An 18,938-nucleotide genomic window follows, 5' to 3' on the forward strand; every position below is an offset into this window, starting at 1 on the left:
GTGGTGGGGCTTCTTACTTTAATCCGTTCACATCATCCCGCCACATCCAGCGCAGGATATCCGGCAGCATCGCGCCGCCGTGCTGGTCGGAATGGCTGCCGTCGCCCCAGACATATTTCAGGTCATAGCGCGCCGGACCGAGGTTCCACTGATCGGCATTGGCATTGGCCCATTCAAACGACTTGACCATCTGCTGGCTGGACAGAAACCAGTTGCCATGCTCGTTGTCGAGATCGTTCGAGCCATCCTGCATGAAGATGCGCAAGGGCCGGATCTTCGACTTGCGGATCAAGCCGGGATAGGTGTCACCGCCCGGCACAAAGGGCGTGGTCGCCGTCGCCGGATGCATGCCAATCGAGGTGTAGGAGCCAATCATGCTGATGACATTGCCAAATGCATCAGAATGATTCCAAGCCACGGTAAAGGCCGCGATGGCCCCGGACGAGGTGCCGCCGATAATGCGTTTTTTCGGATCACTGGAAAAGGCATAGGTCTTGGCCACTTCCGGCAACAGTTCATCGATCAGCATCCGGCTATAATCGTCACTCAGGGCGTCATATTCCTCGGCGCGGTGGTCGGGATTATTCATGCCCAGATTATCGGGATAGTGCTCGCTGACATTACCGGGGGTGACGAAGACACCGAGCGTCGGCGGGATATCGCCCTTGGCAATCAGGTTATCCAGAACCGTATTGATGCGCAGCGGCCCGCCCGGATTGAGGGCGCGCTGGCCGTCCTGGAACACCAGCAGGTTGGGCGGCGCGGAGGCGCTGTAGCCCGCCGGCACATAAACCCAGTAGCGCCGCACCGTGCCGGGAATCGCCTGCGAGTGAAACTCCACCGGCCCGATCACCTGTCCGTGTGGCACGGCCTGGACCTGGGAATCGGGACCAAGCGGATAATCCCCCGGTTTCCGGACTTCCCCAGCGAAAGCAAGTGACGGAAGGCATAGGCACATCAGGACGATAGCGAGGCTGGATTTCATGATGGTGTTTTCCCTGCAAGGTCTTTTTTCTTCCACACGCGATAGATATTAATAACAGCCCATAACCAAAAAACCGGCAGAACTATCACCAATGCCACCGGATATGGCGCGAGTGACAGGATGGCTATCAGGCCGCCGATACCCCACAGAATGATATAAAGCGCACTCCATAAAAATTTTTTGCCCATCAACTCCCCCTGCTTAGTCACGGCTGGTTACCATCAACCTATAGCGTCATGATAAGCTCTATGTGGCGCCTGGCAAGTGAACGCCTGACGTAAGGGAATAGCACCGATCTCAATGGGGACATATTGTTGCGTTTTTTTGCCTTCCGCCCTGCCCTTTTTCGTGATTTCGCCCCCGTTTTTGAATAATTTTACCCATAATTTAGAAAATTCAGAAAAAATCTTTTGCTGCATCGCCGTAATGACTTGAATTACCGAAAAATTTTTCCAAATTTTCCTTTGCAATTTGAAAAAAGTTCTGGCTATATGTGGATAACGCACCCATCCGGGGTAGCGCGGAGTTGAGTTATGACCAAGGCTTCGGCCATCGCCATTGCAAAGAACAAGACGCAAGAGCTTCGCGCTCTGGCGACCTCGTTCGTCATGGCTGTCATTGTACTCGACATCGTATCGCTGCTTATTGGGGGCGTAGTACGCCCCATGCTTTCGGAGTGGTAGCGCAGGTTTAAACACCCGCACTAAAGAGGATACATCCTCCCGCTCCGGACCTGAGCGGGATTTTTTCGCACATCTCAATATCTGAACCAGAAGAGATTTTATCGTGACCATGCAGAGCCAGATCAACAGCCAGACAGCCACCCGTTTTAACGGTTCGGCCGCTGTGGTACGCGCTTCGCAAGCCACGAAAATGGGGGAATTCGCCATCCTTCACGGTTCGCTGGCCCCCGCCGGCTGCGTCATCCGCCTCGATGGTTTCGCAACCGAAGCCTATGACGGCCGCGCCCGCGTCTTTGAATCCGCCGGCGACGCCCTGGCCGCGGTTCATGCCGGCCGTATCCACGATTGCGATATCGTCATCATCCGTCACGAAGGCGACAGGGCCTATCGCGCCGACGATCTCGGCGACATCAGTGCCGCCCTGGAAGGCGCCGGCATCGATCGCGTCACCCTCATCACGGACGGCCATATCGGCGGCTGTTCGGGCGCCATCATCGGCCAGGTCGCACCGTCCGCCTCGGCGCGGGGGCCCATCGCCTATGTCAATGACGACGACATCATCCACATCGACATCGCGGCGCGCCGCATCGATATCCTCGCCGATATCGACATGCGCCGCGCCGCCAGGATGCAGAAGCCCGGTCAAAAGACCTTCGGCGCCGGCGCCCTGGAAAAATATGCCCGCATGGTGACCTCGGTCACCCGCGACGGCTCCTTTTAATCCTCAATACCCATACCTTGGAGACGACTGTGAAGATCTACACCAATGACGACGTTTCGCCGGACAGCCTGAAGGGCGAACGCATCGCCATTATCGGTTATGGCAGCCAGGGCCGCGCTCATGCCCAGAACCTCCGCGATTCCGGCGCCGACGTCATCGTCGGTGTCCGCAAGGGCGGTTCCGGCTACGAAAAGGCCACCCATGACGGCCTGCAGACCGCCGAAATCAAGGACGCGATCGCCGACGCCACCATCATCGCCATCCTGACCCCGGATATGTCGCACGCCGAAATCTACAAGGACATCATCGAGCCCTTCGCCCCCAAGGGCGCGGCCCTGCTGTTCGCCCACGGCTTCTCGGTCCTCTATGGCCGCGTCGTGCCGCGCGCCGACATGGATGTTATCCTGGTTGCGCCCAAGGGACCCGGCGATCTCGTCCGCCGTGAATACCAGCGCGGCCGCGGCGTGCCGTCGCTCTTCGCCGTTGACCGCGATGTCACCGGCACGGCCGCCCGCAAGGCCCTGGGCTATGCCCGTGGCATCGGCGGCACCGTCGGCGGCGTCATCGAGACGACCTTCCGCGAAGAAACCGAAACCGACCTGTTCGGCGAACAGGCCGTTCTGTGCGGCGGCACCACCGAGCTGGTCCTGATGGGCTTCGAAACCCTGGTTGAAGCCGGCTACCGTCCGGAAATCGCCTATTTCGAAGTGCTGCACGAGCTGAAGCTGATCGTTGACCTGCTGTATGAAGGCGGTTTCGCCAAGATGCACTCCTTCGTTTCGGAAACCTGCAAGTACGGCGACCTGGTCTCCGGCCCGCGCATCATCAACAGTGAAACCCGCGAGCGCATGCGTGAAGTTCTGAAGGACATTCAAGACGCCACCTTCGCCCGTGAATGGATACTGGAAAACCAGGCCGGCCGTCCGCGTTACAACTCGCTGATGAACACCGACCTGAACCACCCGATCGAAAAGGTCGGCAAGGATCTGCGCGGCCGCATGAGCTGGCTGCAGAACAAGGCCAATGTCGACGCCTAAGCATCATGCCAAAAAGTGGTCGCCACTTTTTGGTTAAACATGATGCGTCCTAAAAAGGGCATCGATAAAAGTTACCCTGGATTGGACGGGTTCAATCCAGTGGCGGCGGCGGACCTAGGCGGGTCCGCCGCACCCTTTCAAGATTTTCCGAGTTTTTACCGATGAGCAACCAACCGACAGGCGCACAACTGGTCATCTCCACGCTGAAAGCGCTGGGGGTCGAGACCGTGTTCGGTTATCCGGGCGGCGCCATCATGCCCATCTATGATGCTTTGGCCGGTTCTGGTTTGCAGCATATTTTGGTGCGCCATGAGCAGGGCGCGGCATTTGCCGCAGACGCCTATGCGCGCGCCACCGGCAAGACCGGCGTCTGCATGGCTACCTCCGGCCCCGGCGCCACCAACCTGATCACCGGCATCGCCAATGCCTATATGGATTCCGTCCCGCTGGTCTGCATCACCGGCCAGGTCGCCACGCACCTGATGGGGACAGACGGCTTCCAGGAGGTCGATATCCTCGGCCTGACCCTGCCGATCGTCAAGCATTCCTGGCTGGTTCGCAACGCCGCCGATATCCCGGCCATCCTGTCCGAAGCCTTCGCCATCGCCGCCGAAGGCCGCCCGGGCCCGGTGCTGGTCGATATCCCCAAGGACGTCGCCTCCAGCTTCGTTGCTGTTTCCGGGGCCGCCACCTTCCCGGAATGGACCGCGCCCGAGCCTGACGCCGCCGCCATCAAGGCCGCAGACAAGCTGATCGAGCAGGCGAAGCACCCGCTGTTCTATATCGGCGGCGGGGTCGAGATGGCCCACGCGTCCGCGGCCTTACGCGCCCTCGTCGCCCGTACCGGCATTCCGGCGGTTTCAACGCTCAAGGGTTTGGGCACGATCCCGACCACTGACGATTTGTTCCTTGGTATGCTAGGGATGCACGGCACCCGCGCCGCCAATATCGCCGTTCAGGATGCTGACCTGCTGATCACTCTGGGCGCGCGTTTCGATGACCGCGCCACCGGCAAGCTGAACGCCTTCGCGCCCAATGCCAAGATCATCCACGCTGATATCGATCCGGCCGAGATCAACAAGCTGCGCCGCGCCGACGTCGCCATCGTCGGCAACCTCAAGACCACTATCGAGACCTTGAACCCGAAAGTCTCGGGCATCCAGAAGTGGGTCGAGAAGTGCAAGGCCGACAAGTGGGAATACCGCTTCAAGTACAATGCGCCAGGCAAGGGCATCTATGCGCCGGGCCTGCTGAAATCGCTGTCGGAAAAGGCCGGTGACAAGTTCATCGCCGCCTGTGACGTTGGCCAGCACCAGATGTGGGTGGCCCAGCACTGCGAGTTCGCCCACAATCGCGGTCACCTGACCTCGGGCGGCTCCGGCGCCATGGGCTATGGCCTGCCGGCCGGCGTCGGCGCCAAGCTGGCCCAGCCGGACCATCACGTCGTCACCATTTCCGGCGACGGCTCTTTCATGATGAACATTCAGGAGATGGCGACGCTTAATCGCTACAATATCCCCCTGAAGATCGTTCTTCTGGACAATTCCTCGCTCGGCCTGGTGCGCCAGTGGCAGGAACTGTTCTACCAGGAAAACTACAGTGAAATCGACCTGTCGGATAATCCCGACTTCGTCGAGGTCGCCCGTGCCTTTGGCCTGTCCGCCTTCCGCATCACCCATCGCCATGAGGTCGAGGGGGCGCTGGACAAGCTGCTGGCCGCCGAGGGTCCGACCCTGTTGCATGTGTTAATTGATCCGCGCGAAAATGTCTGGCCCCTGGTTCCCCCCGGCGCCTCGAATGCGGAAATGATGGAGGAGCGTTGGGATGAGCCACTTGATTCATATTGAGCTGGATCGCCTCGAAGGCAGCCTCCTGCGAATTCTTGGCCTCGTCGAGCGGCGGGGGTTCAATATCGATGGAGCTGAACTCTACGATCTCGGCGAGGACAAGCGCGGTCTGTCGCTGACAGTGCGTCCGCGCGACCCCTCCCGCAACACGGATATACTGGGCCTGCAGATCGATCGCCTCTATGGCATCAAACGCCTGGCCAGTGATCCGCGCACCGGCGCCACCGCGCCGGCGGAAAAGAGCAGGGTCAGCGCATGAGCACTCAGGCGAAGGCAATGAAGATTGAGGATGTGGGGCATCGGGGCCGTGGTCGCGGCCCCGGCCAAGTATGCGGTTTTGCGGGTCTTTAAGCAAAATCCATCTTTTTGGCGCCTGTGAAAAGGCGTACAGAACTCCCCAATACGAACATATCAAGATTGTTGAACATGACAAAACTCGCTGATAAAATCTGGATGAACGGCCAAATGGTTGCCTGGGAAGACGCCAAGGTCCACGTCCTGACCCACGCCCTGCACTATGGCACCTCCGTCTTCGAAGGCATCCGTGCCTATGACACGCCAAACGGTTCGGTCGGTTTCCGCCTGCGCGACCACCTGGTCCGCCTGGAAGATTCCGCCCGTATCTACGGCATCAAGATCCCCTACACTCTGGATCAGATGGTTCAGGCCTGTAAGGACACCCTCACCGCCAACGGCCTGAAAAGCGCCTACTGGCGTCCGGTCGCCTTCCTCGGTGAAAACGGCCTCGGCGTCACGCCGAAGGGCGACAACATCAAGGTCGATTTCGCCGTCGCCGCCTTCCCTTGGGGCGCCTATCTCGGTGAAGAGGGCCTGCAAAAGGGCGTGGATGTCTGCATCTCGTCGTGGCAGCGCGCCGCGCCAAACACCATCCCGACCGCGGCCAAGATGGGTGGCAACTACCTGTCGTCCTACCTGATCGGCAAGGAGGCCCGCGGCCGTGGTTATGCTGAGGGTATTGGCCTCGGCACCGACGGCCGTTTGTCGGAAGGCGCCGGTGAAAACCTGTTCCTGATCATGAACGGCAAGATCCACACCCCGCCGGTCGCGGCCTCCATCCTGGGCGGCATCACGCGCGATTCGATCATCAAGCTGGCCAGGGCCGATGGCATTGAAGTCATCGAACAGGCCCTGCCGCGCGAGATGATGTATCTGGCCGACGAAATCTTCATGTGCGGCACGGCGGCGGAAATCACCCCGATCCGCTCTGTCGACGATATCCCCACCCGTGCCGCCGGTCCGGGCAAGGTCACGAAGCGGCTGATGCAGCTCTTCCACGGCCTGTTCAACGGCACCACGGAAGACCGCTTCGGCTGGCTGGACCCGATCCAGGCGCCCGTCCCGGCCGAGTAAGACTATTTTCTCCTCCCCTGCTTGCGGGGGAGGGGGACCACGAAGTGGTGGAGGGGGCCGCCACGAGAGCAAAAGCCCCCTCCGTCGCGGACAAGCCGCGACACCTCCCCCGCAACGGCGTTGCCGCTTTGCAGGGGAGGAGAAAATGAAACGAACCAAGAGACGAAACCATGGCTAAATCGCTGTTTGAAAAAGTATGGGACGCGCACGTCGTCGAGCCGGAGGGCGCCAACAGCCCCGCCGTGCTCTATATCGACCTGCACCTGGTCCACGAAGTCACGAGCCCGCAGGCGTTTTCCGAACTGGAAGCGCGCGGCCTGAAGGTCCGCCGCCCGGACCGCACCTTCGCCACCCTGGACCACTCGATTCCTACCCTGCGCCCGGATGCGCAAGGCAACCGGCCCTACGTCACCAAACAGGCAGAAATCCAGGTTCATACGCTCGAACAGAATGCCGCCAAGAACGGCGTGCGTCTTTTCGGCTATGATGCCGAAAACCGCGGTGTCGTCCACGTCATCGGGCCGGAAATGGGCCTGACACAACCGGGTTATACGGTCGTCTGCGGCGACTCGCACACCTCGACTCACGGCGCCTTCGGCTGCATCGCCTTCGGCATCGGCACCTCGGAAGTCGGACACGTGCTGGCCACCCAGTGCCTGGCCCAGCGCAAGCCCAAGACCATGCGCATCACCATCGACGGCAAGCTCCAGCCGGGCGTCACCGGCAAGGACGTTGCCCTGACGGTTATCGCCACCTTGGGTTTTTCGGGTGGCACCGGCTACGCGCTGGAATATGCCGGTCCGGTTATCGAGGCCCTGGACATGGAAGGCCGCATGACGGTTTGCAACCTCTCCATCGAAGCCGGCGCGCGCTGCGGCATGATCGCCCCCGACCAGAAGACGGTCGAGTGGCTGCGCGGCCGCCAGTATGTGCCGCAAGGCGCGGCATTCGACGCCGCCGCCGCTGAATGGCTCAAGCTGAAGTCCGACGATGGTGCCACCTTCGACAAGGAAATCCGCATCGACGGCTCGGCCATCGAGCCGATGGCGACCTGGGGCACCTCGCCCGACCAGGGTGCGCCGATCGTCAAGGGCGTGCCCGTGGCCGCCAACGAGGACGAAGAACGCGCCCTGAAATATATGGGCCTGCATGGTGGCGACAGCCGCGATGTCGCCAAGGTCGATGTCGTCTTTATTGGCTCCTGCACCAACGGCCGCATGGCCGACCTGCGCGCCGCCGCCGAAATCTTCAAGGGCCGCAAGGTCGCCGAAGGCGTGCGCGCCCTCGTCGTGCCGGGCTCGGAATGGGTCCGCGTCGAGGCCGAAAAGGAAGGCCTGGACAAGATCTTCACCGAGGCCGGCGCCGAATGGCGTCTGCCGGGCTGCTCGATGTGTATCGCCATGAACGGCGACTTCGTCCTGCCGGGCCAACTGGCCGTTTCCACCTCGAACCGCAATTTCGAAGGCCGTCAGGGCCCCGGTTCGCGTACCGTGCTGGCCTCGCCGGCCACCGCTGCCGCCTCCGCCATCGCCGGCCATGTCGCCGATCCCCGTCAATTCATGGCTCTGGAGTCCGCATAATGTCCAACCAGGAACCCGTAAACAGCTTCTCATCGCGCATCGTCGTCCTGCCGGAAGCCAATATCGATACCGACCAGATCATCCCCGCCCGCTTCCTAACGACCACCACCAAGGCTGGTCTCGGCAAGGTGGCCTTCAATGACTGGCGCTACAATGCCGATGGTTCGAACAAGGATTTCATCCTCAACACCATCGACCCGACCGAGCACCGCGTGCTGGTGGCCGGCAACAATCTCGGCTGCGGTTCGTCGCGCGAACACGCCCCGTGGGCGCTGATGGACTATGGCTTCAAGGCCGTAATCTCGACCGAGATCGCCGACATCTTCAAGTCGAACAGCTTGAAGAACGGCCTGGTGCCGATCGTGGTCGACCAACCGACCTATGACAAGCTCATCAAGAACCCGCAGCAGCGCGTCACGGTCGATCTCGAATCCTGCACCCTGACCCTGGAAGACGGCACCGCCTTCACCTTCCAGGTCGAGGAATTTGCCCGCCAGTGCCTGCTGGAAGGCGTGGACGCCATGGGCTGGCTGCAAAAACGCCTGCCGGAAATCGAAGCTTACGAAAAAGCCAATCATAAGGAAGCCGCCTGATGGGTACGTTCAACATTGTCGTCCTGCCGGGTGACGGCATCGGTCCCGAAGTCGCTGCCGCCGGCGTATCGGCCCTGAAGGTCATCGGCGAGGTCTACGGCCACACCTTCAATTTCGATGAAAAGCGTATCGGCGGCATCGCCATCGATACCGACAACAATCCGTACCCGGAAGACACCGACAAGGCCTGTCTGGCGGCGGACGCCGTGCTGCTCGGCGCCGTTGGCGGTCCGAAGTGGGACTTGGGCAAGATGCGCCCGGAGCAGGGTCTGCTGGCCGTGCGCAAGTCGATGGGCCTGTTCGCCAATCTCCGCCCGATGGAGGTCAAGGCCTCGCAGGTGCATCGTTCGCCGCTGAAGCGTGAAGTGGTCGAAGGCGCCGACATGCTGATCGTCCGTGAACTGACGGGCGGTCTTTACTTCGGCAAGCAGACCCGCACCGAAACCTCCGCCACCGACGAATGCGTCTACACCGTGGAAGAAGTCGAACGTGTTGCCCGCGTGGCTTTTGAGGCCGCCCGCAAGCGCCGCAACAAGGTGACCAGCGTCGACAAGGCCAATGTCATCGAGACCTCGCGTCTGTGGCGCGAAACCGTCATGAAGCTGCACAAGGCTGAATATTCGGACGTCGAGCTGGAACATAACCTGGTTGACTCGATGGCCATGCACCTGGTCACCCGCCCGACGGCGTTCGATGTGATCGTGACCGAAAACATGTTCGGCGATATTCTTTCCGACCTCGCCTCGGTCCTGCCAGGTTCGATCGGCCTGCTGGGTTCGGCCTCGCTGGGGACGTCCGGCAAGGGCCTCTACGAACCGATCCATGGTTCGGCACCGGATATCGCCGGCAAGGACCTCGCCAACCCGATCGGCACCCTGAAGTCGGTCGCCATGCTGCTGCGCTTCTCGCTCAACCTGCTGACAGAAGCTGACGCACTGGACGCGGCTATTGATACCATCGTTGAAAAGGGCGTGCTGACCCGCGATCTCGGCGGCACCGCTTCGGGCAGCCAGGTCTCGGCTGCCATCAATGAACAGATTCGCGCCGCCGCTTCGGTCGCCGCGTAACAGAACCACCTCGCAAAGGTGAACTGGCCTCCGGTGCGCAAGCATCGGGGGCTTTCTTTTATGGGATTAACGCTTCTAGTTCGGCTTCATCCAGGCCATCTATCTCGATCTGCTTGAGACGCGCCGTATCACCGGTCAGCAGTGACAGACGCGATTTCGGCAGTTTCAAGGATTTGGCCAGAAAAGCGATCAGCGCCTCATTGGCCCGACCTTCGATCGGTGCGGCGCGGACACGGACTTTCAGGAAACGACGGCCCTTGTCGTCCGTGTCCCAGCCATCGATGCGCTCGACCGAAGATTTCGGCGTCAGGCGGACAAAAAGCTTAACCAATGAGCTGCTGCAAGGTCATGAAGGCCGGCGGCAACAGATAAATCTTGATGCCCTGAATGACCAGGAAGGCGACGATAAAGCTGATATCCAGCCCGCCCATCGGCGGAATGATGGCACGGAAGGGGGCCAGGATCGGCGTGGTGATCCGGTCAAGCACATCGAGGATCATATAGACGGCGCGATTGCGCGTATTGATGATATTGAACGCCACCAGCCAGCTCAGAATGGCCGAAAGCACAAGCGCCAGAATGATAATGCTGAACAGGCCATCGACCACAAAATAAAGAAAACCGGCAATACCGACTGGCATATAGAACCCCTGATCTGACTACGTCTGTGAATATAGGACATTCCCTATCGGTTACAAGTTAAGGACCGCTTGACAGGCGGCAAACTTGCCTTAATAAGACACCCACCGAACGGCACGGGGCTATAGCTCAGTTGGTAGAGCGCCTCGTTCGCAATGAGGAGGCCAGCGGTTCGAATCCGCTTAGCTCCACCACCGTGCCCCCCCCGGTCCTCCCCGTCCATCGGCAAATGCAATCAGCCCCGCTTCATGCCGGTCTTGGAAGCCCTGTTCCTCGACCTTTAAATTCGCACTTTGCAGGATTCAACTTGCCTTAACAGTGGGCGCGTAAGCTCCGAAGACAAGCGGCGGAAAAGCCGCACAAAGAGAGTAATACGGGGAGTGTCCAGTGGCTGAACAGGTGCTGGTTTGTGACTTTTCCAAGGGTGCGCGCGTTAGTTTTGCGCTGGCGGATATCGGGCGGCGCCCCGGCGAAGCCTCCACCTTCATCTGCGCCAGCCGGGCCGATTTCGATGTGGCGCTGGCGCATTTCCTGGACGCTCATGGCCATCCGAAACTGAAAGGCGCCGCCGTTTCCGCCCGCCGTTCCGAAGAGAACGGCCGGCTGACGCGCCTGGAAGACGGCATGGAGATCACGCGTGAAGACTTGCGGACGGCGCTCGATATCCAGCGCGTCAACCTGGTCAATTGCTTCGTGGCCCGCGCCCTGGCCATGCCCAAACTGCGACGCGGCGAACGAATCAGCGTCCAGGAAGGCCAACCGGGCGAAGAGACTGTCATGCTGGTGCTTGGCCCTAATTACGGCCTGGGCAATGCCGCCCTGCTCTCCGATGGCGCCGGCGGCTGGACGGCCCTGCCCGGCGAGGGCGGACATTCCAGCCTGGCGGCCAAAACCGAGCGCGAATGGCAGGTGATCAATGGCCTGCGCGACCTGCGCGGCGGCGTGGTGCGCGAAACGGCGATGTCGCAACAGGGCTTACGCGACCTGTGGACCATACTGCACGCCCTGGATGACCAGACCGCCGAGGAATTGTCGCCCGCGGAAATCGTCGAACGCGCCCGCTCAGGCAATCCCATTGCGTGCGAGGTCATCCATCTGACCACGGTCTGGCTGGCCGACATGGCCGCCGATATCGCCCTGATCATAAGCGCCACCAGCGGTATATATCTGGCCGGCGCCCTGATGGATATCATCGGCGACACCTTCGACGCGGATGTTTTCGCCGCGCGCTTTACCGACAACCCGTCCTTCAGTGGCTTCCTCGGCCGGATTCCGGTCTGGCGCACCGCCGTCACCGACATGGAACTGATCGGTCTGGCGACGCTGTTCGATTAACCGCCAATCGTCAGCGGATGATTGAGTTCATCCGCTATCTGTTCCAGCCATGCCTTGAAGCCGGTGAGATCGTGGATACCGGGCACGGCGTCCCTGCCTTCCCGGGTCCAGCGCGCGCCGAAGCGGTAGTTCGCATCGGTCGGTGATTTGAAGCGGATGAACAGGGTCTGGCCGTCATTGAACGGCGCGCCCGTCACATCATCGGCGCGATAGAAGACCGCCCAGCCGACCGGATCAGGGCCATGTTCCTGCGGTCCCCAGGCGGCGATATAGGTCCACTCACCCGTGGTTTTCGCTGCGAAGGTCTGGTCGCCGGGATGAACCGTCAGGCCGGTCACCAGCGGCTCTGACACCTGATCGGCCTTAACCGTCACCTCGGTGATGACGCTGCCCGCCGTAATAGCATAGGTGGCATGGACGCTGCCCTTGCCACCACCAATGGCATCGGCATCGACGCCGGCGATGGCCGTCACCGGTCCATTGGCGATCACCTTGCCGGTAATGGTCGAGGGGCCGATCTGCGTCGCCTTGCTATCCCGCAGCAGGCCGATACCGCCGACACCCAGCGAGGCGCCGACCTTGAAGATATCGCCACCCCAGGCTACCGGATACTGGTAGTCATCAAAGCCATGGCCGACCTTGGGAAAGATCATGCCTGAGCCATATTTGCCGAAGATATCGGTGACATTGCGCTCATCGAGATAGAGGCGATAGGCGACCCTGTCGGATTCCCAGCCGATGCCCTCAAAGGCGATCAGACCGTCATGGATGAAATGGTCCGGCGGCGAGGTGAACCGGTCACGCAGATGAAAGGTGCCGCCGGTGATGGCACCGCCTTTATTCGGCTCGCCTTCAAGATGACCGCCGTCCTGAATATTGAGCGTCACCAGTACACGCTGCGGCCCGGCAGGCGGTGCGTCGGGCGAAAAGATCACGGTCGTGTCACCGGCTTTCAGCGGCGCGACCAGGCGAAATCTGGCATTAAGCGCCTGCACCGGGTAGACCGCGTCGCCGATCTTGGCGGATCGCACCTTCAAATCCATCGGCGCGGGCAGATCGATCACGGCATTATCACGCGCCGGTCCCGGATTATGCACGGTCAGGCTTTGCGCATTTGCGCCCGTAGCCACGAGCGCCAGTGCAACAACGGAAATCAGGCGCATGGTGCCCTCCTATTTCAGCTTGAGATCGGCCACGGCGGTGCCGGCCAGCAGGAAGGCGCCAACGCCGTAGAACTGCGTATCATCATAGCCGACATTGTCCGGGCGATCCGACACCGGCTGGACGTAACCCAGCTTGCCATCGGGATGGACCGCCGCCACCAGTGCCGCCCACCCCTTACGGACGGCAGGTTCGTATTCGGCGCGGTCAAGCGTGCCGTTGCGCACACCCCAGGCCAGGCCATAGGTATAGAAGGCGGTGCCGCTGGTTTCCGGCAGGGCGGTTTTTGGATCGGCCAACAAGGAGGGCGCCCAGTAACCGGTATCCAACTGGATCGCTTTGATTTTCTCCGCCATCTCCTTGTAGAGGGCCATAAAGTGCGGGCGGTCCGGATCACTGGCCGGCAGGACTTCGAGAATGCGCGCCAGGCCGGCAAAAACCCAGCCATCGCCGCGGCTCCAAAACACCTTCTCGCCATTCGGGCCGCGGCGGTCGAAGAAGCGCGCATCGCGGTAGAACAGCTTCTCGTCCTTGTCGTAAAGGACGTCATACGTGGCCCAGAATTCCTTTTTGGCGAAGTCAGCATAGCGCGGATCACCGGTGGCAGCGGAAAGCCCGATCCAGGTAGCCGGGGCCATGAACAGGGCGTCGCACCAGCACCAGCGATCGGTACAGTTGGCATCGCCCTCCGCCGGATAAATCAGGGTGACATCGGACGGTTTGGAGAGAATTTCGTTGAAACGCGCCTGCATCGGCTTCAGTACATCGGCGGGAGCGCCGTGTTTCGCGGCCCACAGATAGGACTGACCGATCACATGGTCATCGGCATGATAGACGCGCTTGCCGAGTTCCCATTTATTGGCCTCGCCGCGCGCCAGGATCAGGTCTTTATAGATGGGATTCTGGCTATGATCGGCCATGTCGGTCAGGCCGACGAATAGCGCGCCCTGCACCCAGCCCTTCGGGTCCGGCGTATCCCAGGAGGCGTTGGGCGGTATCCAGCCAGCGGCCAGGGTGGCGATCTGATAATCGGCCACCTTTTCGGTCAGGGCGATAACATCCGCCGGCGCGAACGACATCTTCATCGAGCTGGCGCTGACAGGCGCCGCTGCGGCCTGCGCCTGCGCCATCATCGGCACCGGCAGCACACACATAAGACCGCAAATCATCCAGATCCGGTCTATTTTGATCCTGAAGATATCCATGTCGCTTCCTGCCTTTTTTGTATCCGACAAACATCAATGGCAGATGGGCTTTTGTCAAACAGGCAGATGCGTTACGCCAGCCTTTTACAGGCGCGGCAGGGTGGCCAGCACATCGGCACTGAACGGCCGTCCCAGCCGCCTGGCCGCATAAAGCGCCGATCCGATGCTCGGCGCATGGAGCGGTTTGCGCAGGTCGTAACGGGGGCTATCTGGCATCATCGAAAACTGGTTGAGGTGCTTGCGGAACGGCTCAAGGATCAACGCGCCGCATTTGAAAACACCGCCGGAATAGGACAGGGCCACCGGTTCATCGGGCGCATAGTTCAGCTTTATGCGAATGGTATCCACAATGGCCGCCAGTTCATAGCCCGCCGAGTCGAAAATCTTCAGCGCCACGCGATCGCCGGCCTCGGCCGATTGCGACACCCATTTCGACATAGCGGCGATCTTGTCACGCGACGGGGTTTCGCGGCCGAAGACATAGCCGCAGATATCCAGGTCGTTTTTCAGATCCAGCGCCTGCATGAACACATCATAGAGCGGCCCTTTGGCCAGCCGGCCATCGGCCATGCGCGAGAAGGCATTAAGGCCGGAAATGGCGATCCAGTGGGCCGAGCCTTCGTCGGAAAAAACCTCGCCCCAGCCACCGCCGCGCGCCGACAGGCCACCATGTTCGCCATAACCGATCGAGCCCGTGCCGGCGACGATATTGATGCCGTCGGCACCGGCGAGCGATCCGGCCCAGCCGCAGATCATGTCATTGCCGCAGGCATAACGCCTGTGGCCGAGCACCGCTTCCGGCACGACATCGAGCATGGGTTCGGCGATGGAATCCTCGCCATGCGCCGGCAGACCGAAAAAGGCGAAATCGATATCTTCCGGCTTTCCGGAAACCTGCGAAAGCACGGCCTGAACACCTTCGGCCAGCAGTTCATGCAGGCCATCGAAGCCGATCTGTATATAGTAGCACGAACCGCCCTGATGGGTGGCCCTGACATGGCCTTCGGCATCGACCAGTACGAATTCGGTCTTGGTGCCGCCGCCATCGACGCCTAACAGATACCCCATTATCCGATCTACCCCAGTTCGTGGATGCGCACGCCCTGCACAACGCGATTGACCGTGCCTGACGCATTCGGCTTGTCGGGCGTCAGGTTGTGGCGCAGGGATTCGTAAAAGGCGAAAACCTGCGGACAAATGATATAGGGGAAAAGCAGGTCGGTGTCGTCGGCCGTTTCCAGCCCCTTAATGCGCACCGTATCGGCGGCTTCGACGCCGACGCCGTCCTGCGCCGTAATGGCGATGACACGGGCGGCGTCATTATCCCGGCGCAGTTCATCGAGCAGGTCGCCGTCATAGCCGCGCGTATAGGCATTGTTGGAGAAGAAGACGACGACCAGGGTCTTGCTGTTGACGATGGTCTTCGGACCGTGACGGAAACCGAGCGGCGAATCGAACATGGTCACCAGTCCGCCATTGGTCAGTTCCAGCAGCTTGAGGCCGGATTCACGCGCCAGACCCTGGAAAATATGGCTGCCGAGATAGACGATGCGTTCATAACCTTCCGAGGCCGTCTGCTTCATGGCGGCGGTGTAGTCGGCAAGCACAGTCCGCGTCGCCGCGGCGATGGCCTCAATGCGGCCCTGCATTTGCTCGATACCGGAGAAGGCCGTCAGCGCCGCATAGGTCATGCACGAAAAGCTGGAGGTCATGGCGAAGCTGCGGTCATGCGTGGCTTCCGGCAGCAGGATGGTCAGCCCCTTAGCGCCCTGGCCATAGGCCGCCAGCGCCCCTTCGGCATTGCAGGTAATAACCAGGTGATGCAGATCGGTGACGAAGCGATCGGCCAGTTGCGCGGCGGCGACGCTTTCGGGACTATTGCCCGAACGACCGAAGGAGACCAGCAGGGTCGGCGTATCCGTCTCGAAATAGAGCTGTGGCGCGCAGGCCAGATCGGTGGTCGGAATAGCTTCGACGCGCGCTTTCAAACGCGCTGCCAGGGCCGGCGCCAGGCATTCACCGATAAAGGCCGAGGTGCCGGCACCGGTCAGGATGACGCGCACCTTACGATCGAGCAAGGGCTTGAGAAAGGCTTCGATCGCGGCTTTTTGTGCGAACAGCAGACCTTGCGTCTGGCGCAGCATTTCCGGTTGCTGCTCGATCTCGCGCGCTGTCCATAAGGCCTCCAGCCTTTGCAGTTCCGCCTCATCGATACCAAGTTGGGTTACAGGTTTAGGCATCAATTAACTCCAATATAGGCGTACAGGCGGCAAGATAGGCATCAAGGGTGGCGCCGATATGCGCGATCACCAGGTTTTCCGGCGTCAGTTTCAGGCCGCCAGCGCGGATAGACGCATAGGCATCCGGCAGGTACTGGCTGACCAGGGCCAGCGGCGGCGGCGACTGCGTCAAATTGCCGAACAGCCTGTCCTGCGCCGCCTGGATCTGGTCGTCAGGCCAGTAATAGCGGATGCGGTCGGAGAGGCTGTATTGCAGGTCGAACTGCAGGGCCGCGCCCGTGGCGTGATAATATTTCGCCCAGTTCTTCGGCTCGGCGGTCATGCGATCGATCACCACCTCGCGGAAGCCCGATTGTTTGTCCGGTGCGATCCATTCGCCTTCGATGGCATCGAGCGCCCACAGGGCCTCGCGCAGGGCGAAGGTCACGCCGGGCCCGACCTTGAGGATAGCGAAGTGGTCCTCGACCAGTTGTTTCAGTGCTTTGGGCGTCTGGTAATCGGTCGAATGGGCCTCGAAAACAATCGTCGGCAGGTTATCGATGGCGTGGCTGAGCCTGACCGCCTTGGCGCGATCATAGTCGATGACCTTGTGGTGATCGAACTCGACACCGGGCTGCACCACCGTGGCGATAACGCGCGGCCAGGCAGCCGCAAGACCCAGCTCGGCAAAGATCGCCTTGTGTGTTTCGATGGTGGCCAACGCCGCCTCGGGCGTGGTCACTTCCAGCTCCGGCAGGTCTTCATGGGCGCCGCCGGGCACCGGCACTTCGGTGCCAATGACATAGACCGGCGGCTCACCGCCAACCCTGGCGTGGGTGGCTTCGGCAATGGCAATCAGGCGCGCGGCACGGCGGGCGATGGTTTCTTCGGGCAGGGGCACCGGATCATCGGCGCATGACATCGAGCAGTCGGCGTGGATCTTGCGGAAGCCGGCAGCGACATACTGCTCAATCAGCACCTCGGCCTTTTGCATCGCCTCGTCAGCACTGAGATGCGTCCAGGGATTGGGACCGAGATGATCGCCGCCCAGCAGCACGCGCCGGCGATCAAGGCCAACCTTGTCGGCAATCGCGTGGACAAAAGCCACGAAATCGGCCGGTGTCATGCCGGTATAGCCGCCCTCCTGATTGACCTGGTTGCAGGTGGCTTCGATCAGGGTAACGTCGGATTTTCGCTTCAGCGCATGGACGAAGGTCGCTTCCACGACCAGCGGGTGCGCCGAGCAGACCGAGGTTATACCGACCGCCTGCCCGGCCTTATGGCGGGCGACCAGATCGAGCATGGCCTTCATGGAATATCCTTTAAGTCAGAGTCCGTGTGTTAAAGCGACTCTTACTGCAACAAACGACACAACGCAATCAAAACAATGAAAACGAAACATATAAATTTCGTTTTTGCGGGTTTTAGATGAAACGCGAAACAAAAAAAGACCGATCCTGAAGGGAACACAGGACCGGCCATCAGTTGAGACAAAAATCAGGCCGCCAGGGCCAACAGGGCCGAAGCGATCACCGCCAGCACCAGGCCGACGATTTTCAGTTCGCCGGGGATAACATTGGCGACGACCAGCGAAATCACCGCCGTCACCAGGGGCGCGCCGGCATTGGTCAGGGGCGCCACCACGATCGCCTTGCCGTGGCGGAAGGCATAGACCAGACACAGGGCGCCGATGGCGTTCAGCACCTGGATTGCCGCCGCCAGCCACGGCCCATCCAGCCCCCAGTTAATCGGTTTGCTGAAATCGGTCATCAGCCAGGCCACCGGCACCAGCATCAGGCCGGTGATCATCATGTAGAAGAAGATGCTTTCGGCGCTCATCGAGTTATTGGAGAGCTTCATGAAATAGGCCTGGACGCCCCAGCACGCCATGATGACCAGGGCGAGCGGAAACCACACCCCGCCATTCATGAAACTGAAGCCCTTGTCGGGTGAGAAATCGAACATCGGCAGGGCCACCAGGGCCAGCACCACGCCGAGCAGGCCAAGCCTCGTGGTGCGCTCTTTCAGGAAGGCGGCCGACATCAGGATGGTGACCAGCGGCGACAGCGAAATCACCGGAAAGATCAGATAGGCCGGGCCGGTATTGACGGCGTAAAAAAGCACCATCTGGCCGCCGGCGCCGAGCAGGCCGATGATCAGGCCATAGAGGATGGATCTGGGATCGCGGTCGAGCTTCCAGCCCGCCCTGGCCAGCACATAGAGTGCCGGCAGGATCATCGTTACCGCCCAGACGCAATAGGTCAGGGTTTCAGGGAAGCCCTTCTGCGCCGAGAGGCCGGTAAAGGCGCCCCAGACGCCCCAAAGGGCCACAACGGCGAGCGCGAATATCAGCCAGCGCTTGGATTGTTTGGTTTCGGTGATCTCGTTCATGATAATGCCCCTTTTATATACTCCCCTCTCCCTATGTATGGGGAGAGGGTGGCTTGGCTTGCCAAGCCGGGTGAGGGGCTTTACCGACAGTGAAATTGCCCCTC

At 60.8% G+C, this 18,938-nt stretch carries 20 protein-coding genes and 1 tRNA gene; 10 read left to right on the plus strand and 11 right to left on the minus strand.

The features are described 5' to 3' along the window. Positions 1-13: 13 nt before the first annotated feature. Genes ACTHND_RS13130 through ACTHND_RS13140 form a run of 3 tightly spaced genes read right to left on the minus strand, consistent with a single transcriptional unit; the run spans position 14 to position 1,779 of the window. Positions 14-985 carry an alpha/beta hydrolase gene (locus ACTHND_RS13130; RefSeq protein WP_440178401.1) on the minus strand — a complete coding sequence of 324 codons (972 nt, stop codon included), beginning with the start codon at positions 983-985 and terminating at the stop codon, positions 14-16. Next, complete coding sequence (locus ACTHND_RS13135) at positions 982-1,173, minus strand: hypothetical protein (protein WP_440178402.1); 192 nt, start codon at positions 1,171-1,173, stop codon at positions 982-984. The genes ACTHND_RS13130 and ACTHND_RS13135 overlap by 4 nt, the downstream gene beginning before the upstream one ends. 33 nt (positions 1,174-1,206) lie before the next feature. Beyond that, a complete protein-coding gene (locus ACTHND_RS13140) occupies positions 1,207-1,779 on the minus strand; it encodes a hypothetical protein (protein ID WP_440178403.1) in 573 nt (190 codons plus the stop codon). Between ACTHND_RS13140 and ACTHND_RS13145 the strand changes: the two genes are divergently transcribed. The 8 genes from ACTHND_RS13145 to leuB all read left to right on the plus strand — a co-directional run bounded on the left by ACTHND_RS13145 (position 1,778) and on the right by leuB (position 9,884). Further along, entirely contained in the window at positions 1,778-2,389 is a 612-nt protein-coding gene (locus ACTHND_RS13145) for a hypothetical protein (RefSeq protein ID WP_440178531.1), read from the plus strand. The genes ACTHND_RS13140 and ACTHND_RS13145 overlap by 2 nt on opposite strands. Positions 2,390-2,418: 29 nt before the next feature. After that, positions 2,419-3,426, plus strand: a complete 1,008-nt coding sequence (gene ilvC / locus ACTHND_RS13150; RefSeq protein WP_303829437.1) for a ketol-acid reductoisomerase — start codon at positions 2,419-2,421, stop codon at positions 3,424-3,426. Positions 3,427-3,587: 161 nt separating this feature from the next. Beyond that, on the plus strand, positions 3,588-5,273 hold the full coding sequence (gene ilvG / locus ACTHND_RS13155; protein ID WP_440178404.1) for an acetolactate synthase 2 catalytic subunit: 1,686 nt from the start codon (positions 3,588-3,590) through the stop codon (positions 5,271-5,273). Beyond that, complete coding sequence (locus ACTHND_RS13160) at positions 5,251-5,532, plus strand: ACT domain-containing protein (protein WP_440178405.1); 282 nt, start codon at positions 5,251-5,253, stop codon at positions 5,530-5,532. Before ilvG ends, ACTHND_RS13160 begins: the two co-directional genes overlap by 23 nt. Before the next feature lie 167 nt (positions 5,533-5,699). Then, complete coding sequence (locus tag ACTHND_RS13165; RefSeq protein ID WP_440178406.1) at positions 5,700-6,644, plus strand: branched-chain amino acid transaminase; 945 nt, start codon at positions 5,700-5,702, stop codon at positions 6,642-6,644. A 170-nt stretch (positions 6,645-6,814) separates the two neighbouring features. After that, on the plus strand, positions 6,815-8,224 hold the full coding sequence (leuC, locus tag ACTHND_RS13170) for a 3-isopropylmalate dehydratase large subunit (RefSeq protein ID WP_440178407.1): 1,410 nt from the start codon (positions 6,815-6,817) through the stop codon (positions 8,222-8,224). Continuing rightward, entirely contained in the window at positions 8,224-8,817 is a 594-nt protein-coding gene (gene leuD, locus ACTHND_RS13175; RefSeq protein ID WP_440178408.1) for a 3-isopropylmalate dehydratase small subunit, read from the plus strand. The genes leuC and leuD overlap by 1 nt, the downstream gene beginning before the upstream one ends. After that, on the plus strand, positions 8,817-9,884 hold the full coding sequence (gene leuB / locus ACTHND_RS13180) for a 3-isopropylmalate dehydrogenase (RefSeq protein ID WP_440178409.1): 1,068 nt from the start codon (positions 8,817-8,819) through the stop codon (positions 9,882-9,884). The genes leuD and leuB overlap by 1 nt, the downstream gene beginning before the upstream one ends. 58 nt (positions 9,885-9,942) lie before the next feature. Here the strand turns inward: leuB and ACTHND_RS13185 are convergent, their stop codons facing one another. Together ACTHND_RS13185 and ACTHND_RS13190 are read right to left on the minus strand one after the other, a co-directional pair. Beyond that, complete coding sequence (locus ACTHND_RS13185) at positions 9,943-10,215, minus strand: DUF167 family protein (protein WP_440178410.1); 273 nt, start codon at positions 10,213-10,215, stop codon at positions 9,943-9,945. Continuing rightward, the gene (locus tag ACTHND_RS13190; RefSeq protein WP_440178411.1) at positions 10,208-10,525 is read right to left on the minus strand and encodes a YggT family protein; all 318 of its coding nucleotides are present in this window, start codon (positions 10,523-10,525) and stop codon (positions 10,208-10,210) included. The genes ACTHND_RS13185 and ACTHND_RS13190 overlap by 8 nt, the downstream gene beginning before the upstream one ends. Before the next feature lie 116 nt (positions 10,526-10,641). Here ACTHND_RS13190 and ACTHND_RS13195 point away from each other — a divergent pair. Both ACTHND_RS13195 and ACTHND_RS13200 read left to right on the plus strand, forming a co-directional pair. After that, positions 10,642-10,717: transfer RNA gene (locus ACTHND_RS13195), tRNA-Ala, on the plus strand. A gap of 193 nt (positions 10,718-10,910) precedes the next feature. Then, positions 10,911-11,858 carry a glucokinase gene (locus ACTHND_RS13200; protein WP_440178412.1) on the plus strand — a complete coding sequence of 316 codons (948 nt, stop codon included), beginning with the start codon at positions 10,911-10,913 and terminating at the stop codon, positions 11,856-11,858. Here the strand turns inward: ACTHND_RS13200 and ACTHND_RS13205 are convergent. From ACTHND_RS13205 to ACTHND_RS13230, 6 genes are all read right to left on the minus strand, one after another. Further along, a complete protein-coding gene (locus tag ACTHND_RS13205; RefSeq protein WP_440178413.1) occupies positions 11,855-13,021 on the minus strand; it encodes a DUF4861 family protein in 1,167 nt (388 codons plus the stop codon). The genes ACTHND_RS13200 and ACTHND_RS13205 overlap by 4 nt on opposite strands. A 9-nt stretch (positions 13,022-13,030) precedes the next feature. Next, positions 13,031-14,224, minus strand: coding sequence for a glycoside hydrolase family 88/105 protein (locus ACTHND_RS13210; RefSeq protein ID WP_440178414.1), 1,194 nt, complete (start codon positions 14,222-14,224; stop codon positions 13,031-13,033). Between the two features lie 84 nt (positions 14,225-14,308). Beyond that, on the minus strand, positions 14,309-15,292 hold the full coding sequence (locus ACTHND_RS13215; RefSeq protein ID WP_440178415.1) for an N-acetylglucosamine kinase: 984 nt from the start codon (positions 15,290-15,292) through the stop codon (positions 14,309-14,311). Positions 15,293-15,300: 8 nt separating this feature from the next. Beyond that, positions 15,301-16,464 (minus strand): SIS domain-containing protein, encoded by a 1,164-nt coding sequence (locus tag ACTHND_RS13220; RefSeq protein ID WP_440178416.1) that lies wholly within the window; start codon positions 16,462-16,464, stop codon positions 15,301-15,303. After that, positions 16,457-17,755, minus strand: a complete 1,299-nt coding sequence (locus ACTHND_RS13225; protein WP_440178417.1) for a D-tagatose-bisphosphate aldolase, class II, non-catalytic subunit — start codon at positions 17,753-17,755, stop codon at positions 16,457-16,459. Before ACTHND_RS13225 ends, ACTHND_RS13220 begins: the two co-directional genes overlap by 8 nt. A 185-nt stretch (positions 17,756-17,940) precedes the next feature. After that, complete coding sequence (locus ACTHND_RS13230) at positions 17,941-18,834, minus strand: EamA family transporter (protein WP_440178418.1); 894 nt, start codon at positions 18,832-18,834, stop codon at positions 17,941-17,943. Between the last annotated feature and the right edge of the window lie 104 nt (positions 18,835-18,938).

It is taken from the genome of Asticcacaulis sp., assembly GCF_051954415.1.
Classification (GTDB): Bacteria; Pseudomonadota; Alphaproteobacteria; order Caulobacterales; family Caulobacteraceae; genus Asticcacaulis.

What these genes read in the sequence shown, in the direction of transcription:
- ACTHND_RS13130 (WP_440178401.1), bottom strand. Translation starts at nt 985, where the DNA reads ATGAAATCCAGCCTCGCTATCGTCCTGATGTGCCTATGCCTTCCGTCA.
- ACTHND_RS13135 (WP_440178402.1), bottom strand. Translation starts at nt 1,173, where the DNA reads ATGGGCAAAAAATTTTTATGGAGTGCGCTTTATATCATTCTGTGGGGT.
- ACTHND_RS13145 (WP_440178531.1), top strand. Translation starts at nt 1,778, where the DNA reads ATGCAGAGCCAGATCAACAGCCAGACAGCCACCCGTTTTAACGGTTCG.
- ACTHND_RS13140 (WP_440178403.1), bottom strand. Translation starts at nt 1,779, where the DNA reads ATGGTCACGATAAAATCTCTTCTGGTTCAGATATTGAGATGTGCGAAA.
- ilvG (WP_440178404.1), top strand. Translation starts at nt 3,588, where the DNA reads ATGAGCAACCAACCGACAGGCGCACAACTGGTCATCTCCACGCTGAAA.
- ACTHND_RS13160 (WP_440178405.1), top strand. Translation starts at nt 5,251, where the DNA reads ATGAGCCACTTGATTCATATTGAGCTGGATCGCCTCGAAGGCAGCCTC.
- ACTHND_RS13165 (WP_440178406.1), top strand. Translation starts at nt 5,700, where the DNA reads ATGACAAAACTCGCTGATAAAATCTGGATGAACGGCCAAATGGTTGCC.
- leuC (WP_440178407.1), top strand. Translation starts at nt 6,815, where the DNA reads ATGGCTAAATCGCTGTTTGAAAAAGTATGGGACGCGCACGTCGTCGAG.
- leuD (WP_440178408.1), top strand. Translation starts at nt 8,224, where the DNA reads ATGTCCAACCAGGAACCCGTAAACAGCTTCTCATCGCGCATCGTCGTC.
- leuB (WP_440178409.1), top strand. Translation starts at nt 8,817, where the DNA reads ATGGGTACGTTCAACATTGTCGTCCTGCCGGGTGACGGCATCGGTCCC.
- ACTHND_RS13190 (WP_440178411.1), bottom strand. Translation starts at nt 10,525, where the DNA reads ATGCCAGTCGGTATTGCCGGTTTTCTTTATTTTGTGGTCGATGGCCTG.
- ACTHND_RS13205 (WP_440178413.1), bottom strand. Translation starts at nt 13,021, where the DNA reads ATGCGCCTGATTTCCGTTGTTGCACTGGCGCTCGTGGCTACGGGCGCA.
- ACTHND_RS13210 (WP_440178414.1), bottom strand. Translation starts at nt 14,224, where the DNA reads ATGGATATCTTCAGGATCAAAATAGACCGGATCTGGATGATTTGCGGT.
- ACTHND_RS13215 (WP_440178415.1), bottom strand. Translation starts at nt 15,292, where the DNA reads ATGGGGTATCTGTTAGGCGTCGATGGCGGCGGCACCAAGACCGAATTC.
- ACTHND_RS13220 (WP_440178416.1), bottom strand. Translation starts at nt 16,464, where the DNA reads ATGCCTAAACCTGTAACCCAACTTGGTATCGATGAGGCGGAACTGCAA.
- ACTHND_RS13225 (WP_440178417.1), bottom strand. Translation starts at nt 17,755, where the DNA reads ATGAAGGCCATGCTCGATCTGGTCGCCCGCCATAAGGCCGGGCAGGCG.
- ACTHND_RS13230 (WP_440178418.1), bottom strand. Translation starts at nt 18,834, where the DNA reads ATGAACGAGATCACCGAAACCAAACAATCCAAGCGCTGGCTGATATTC.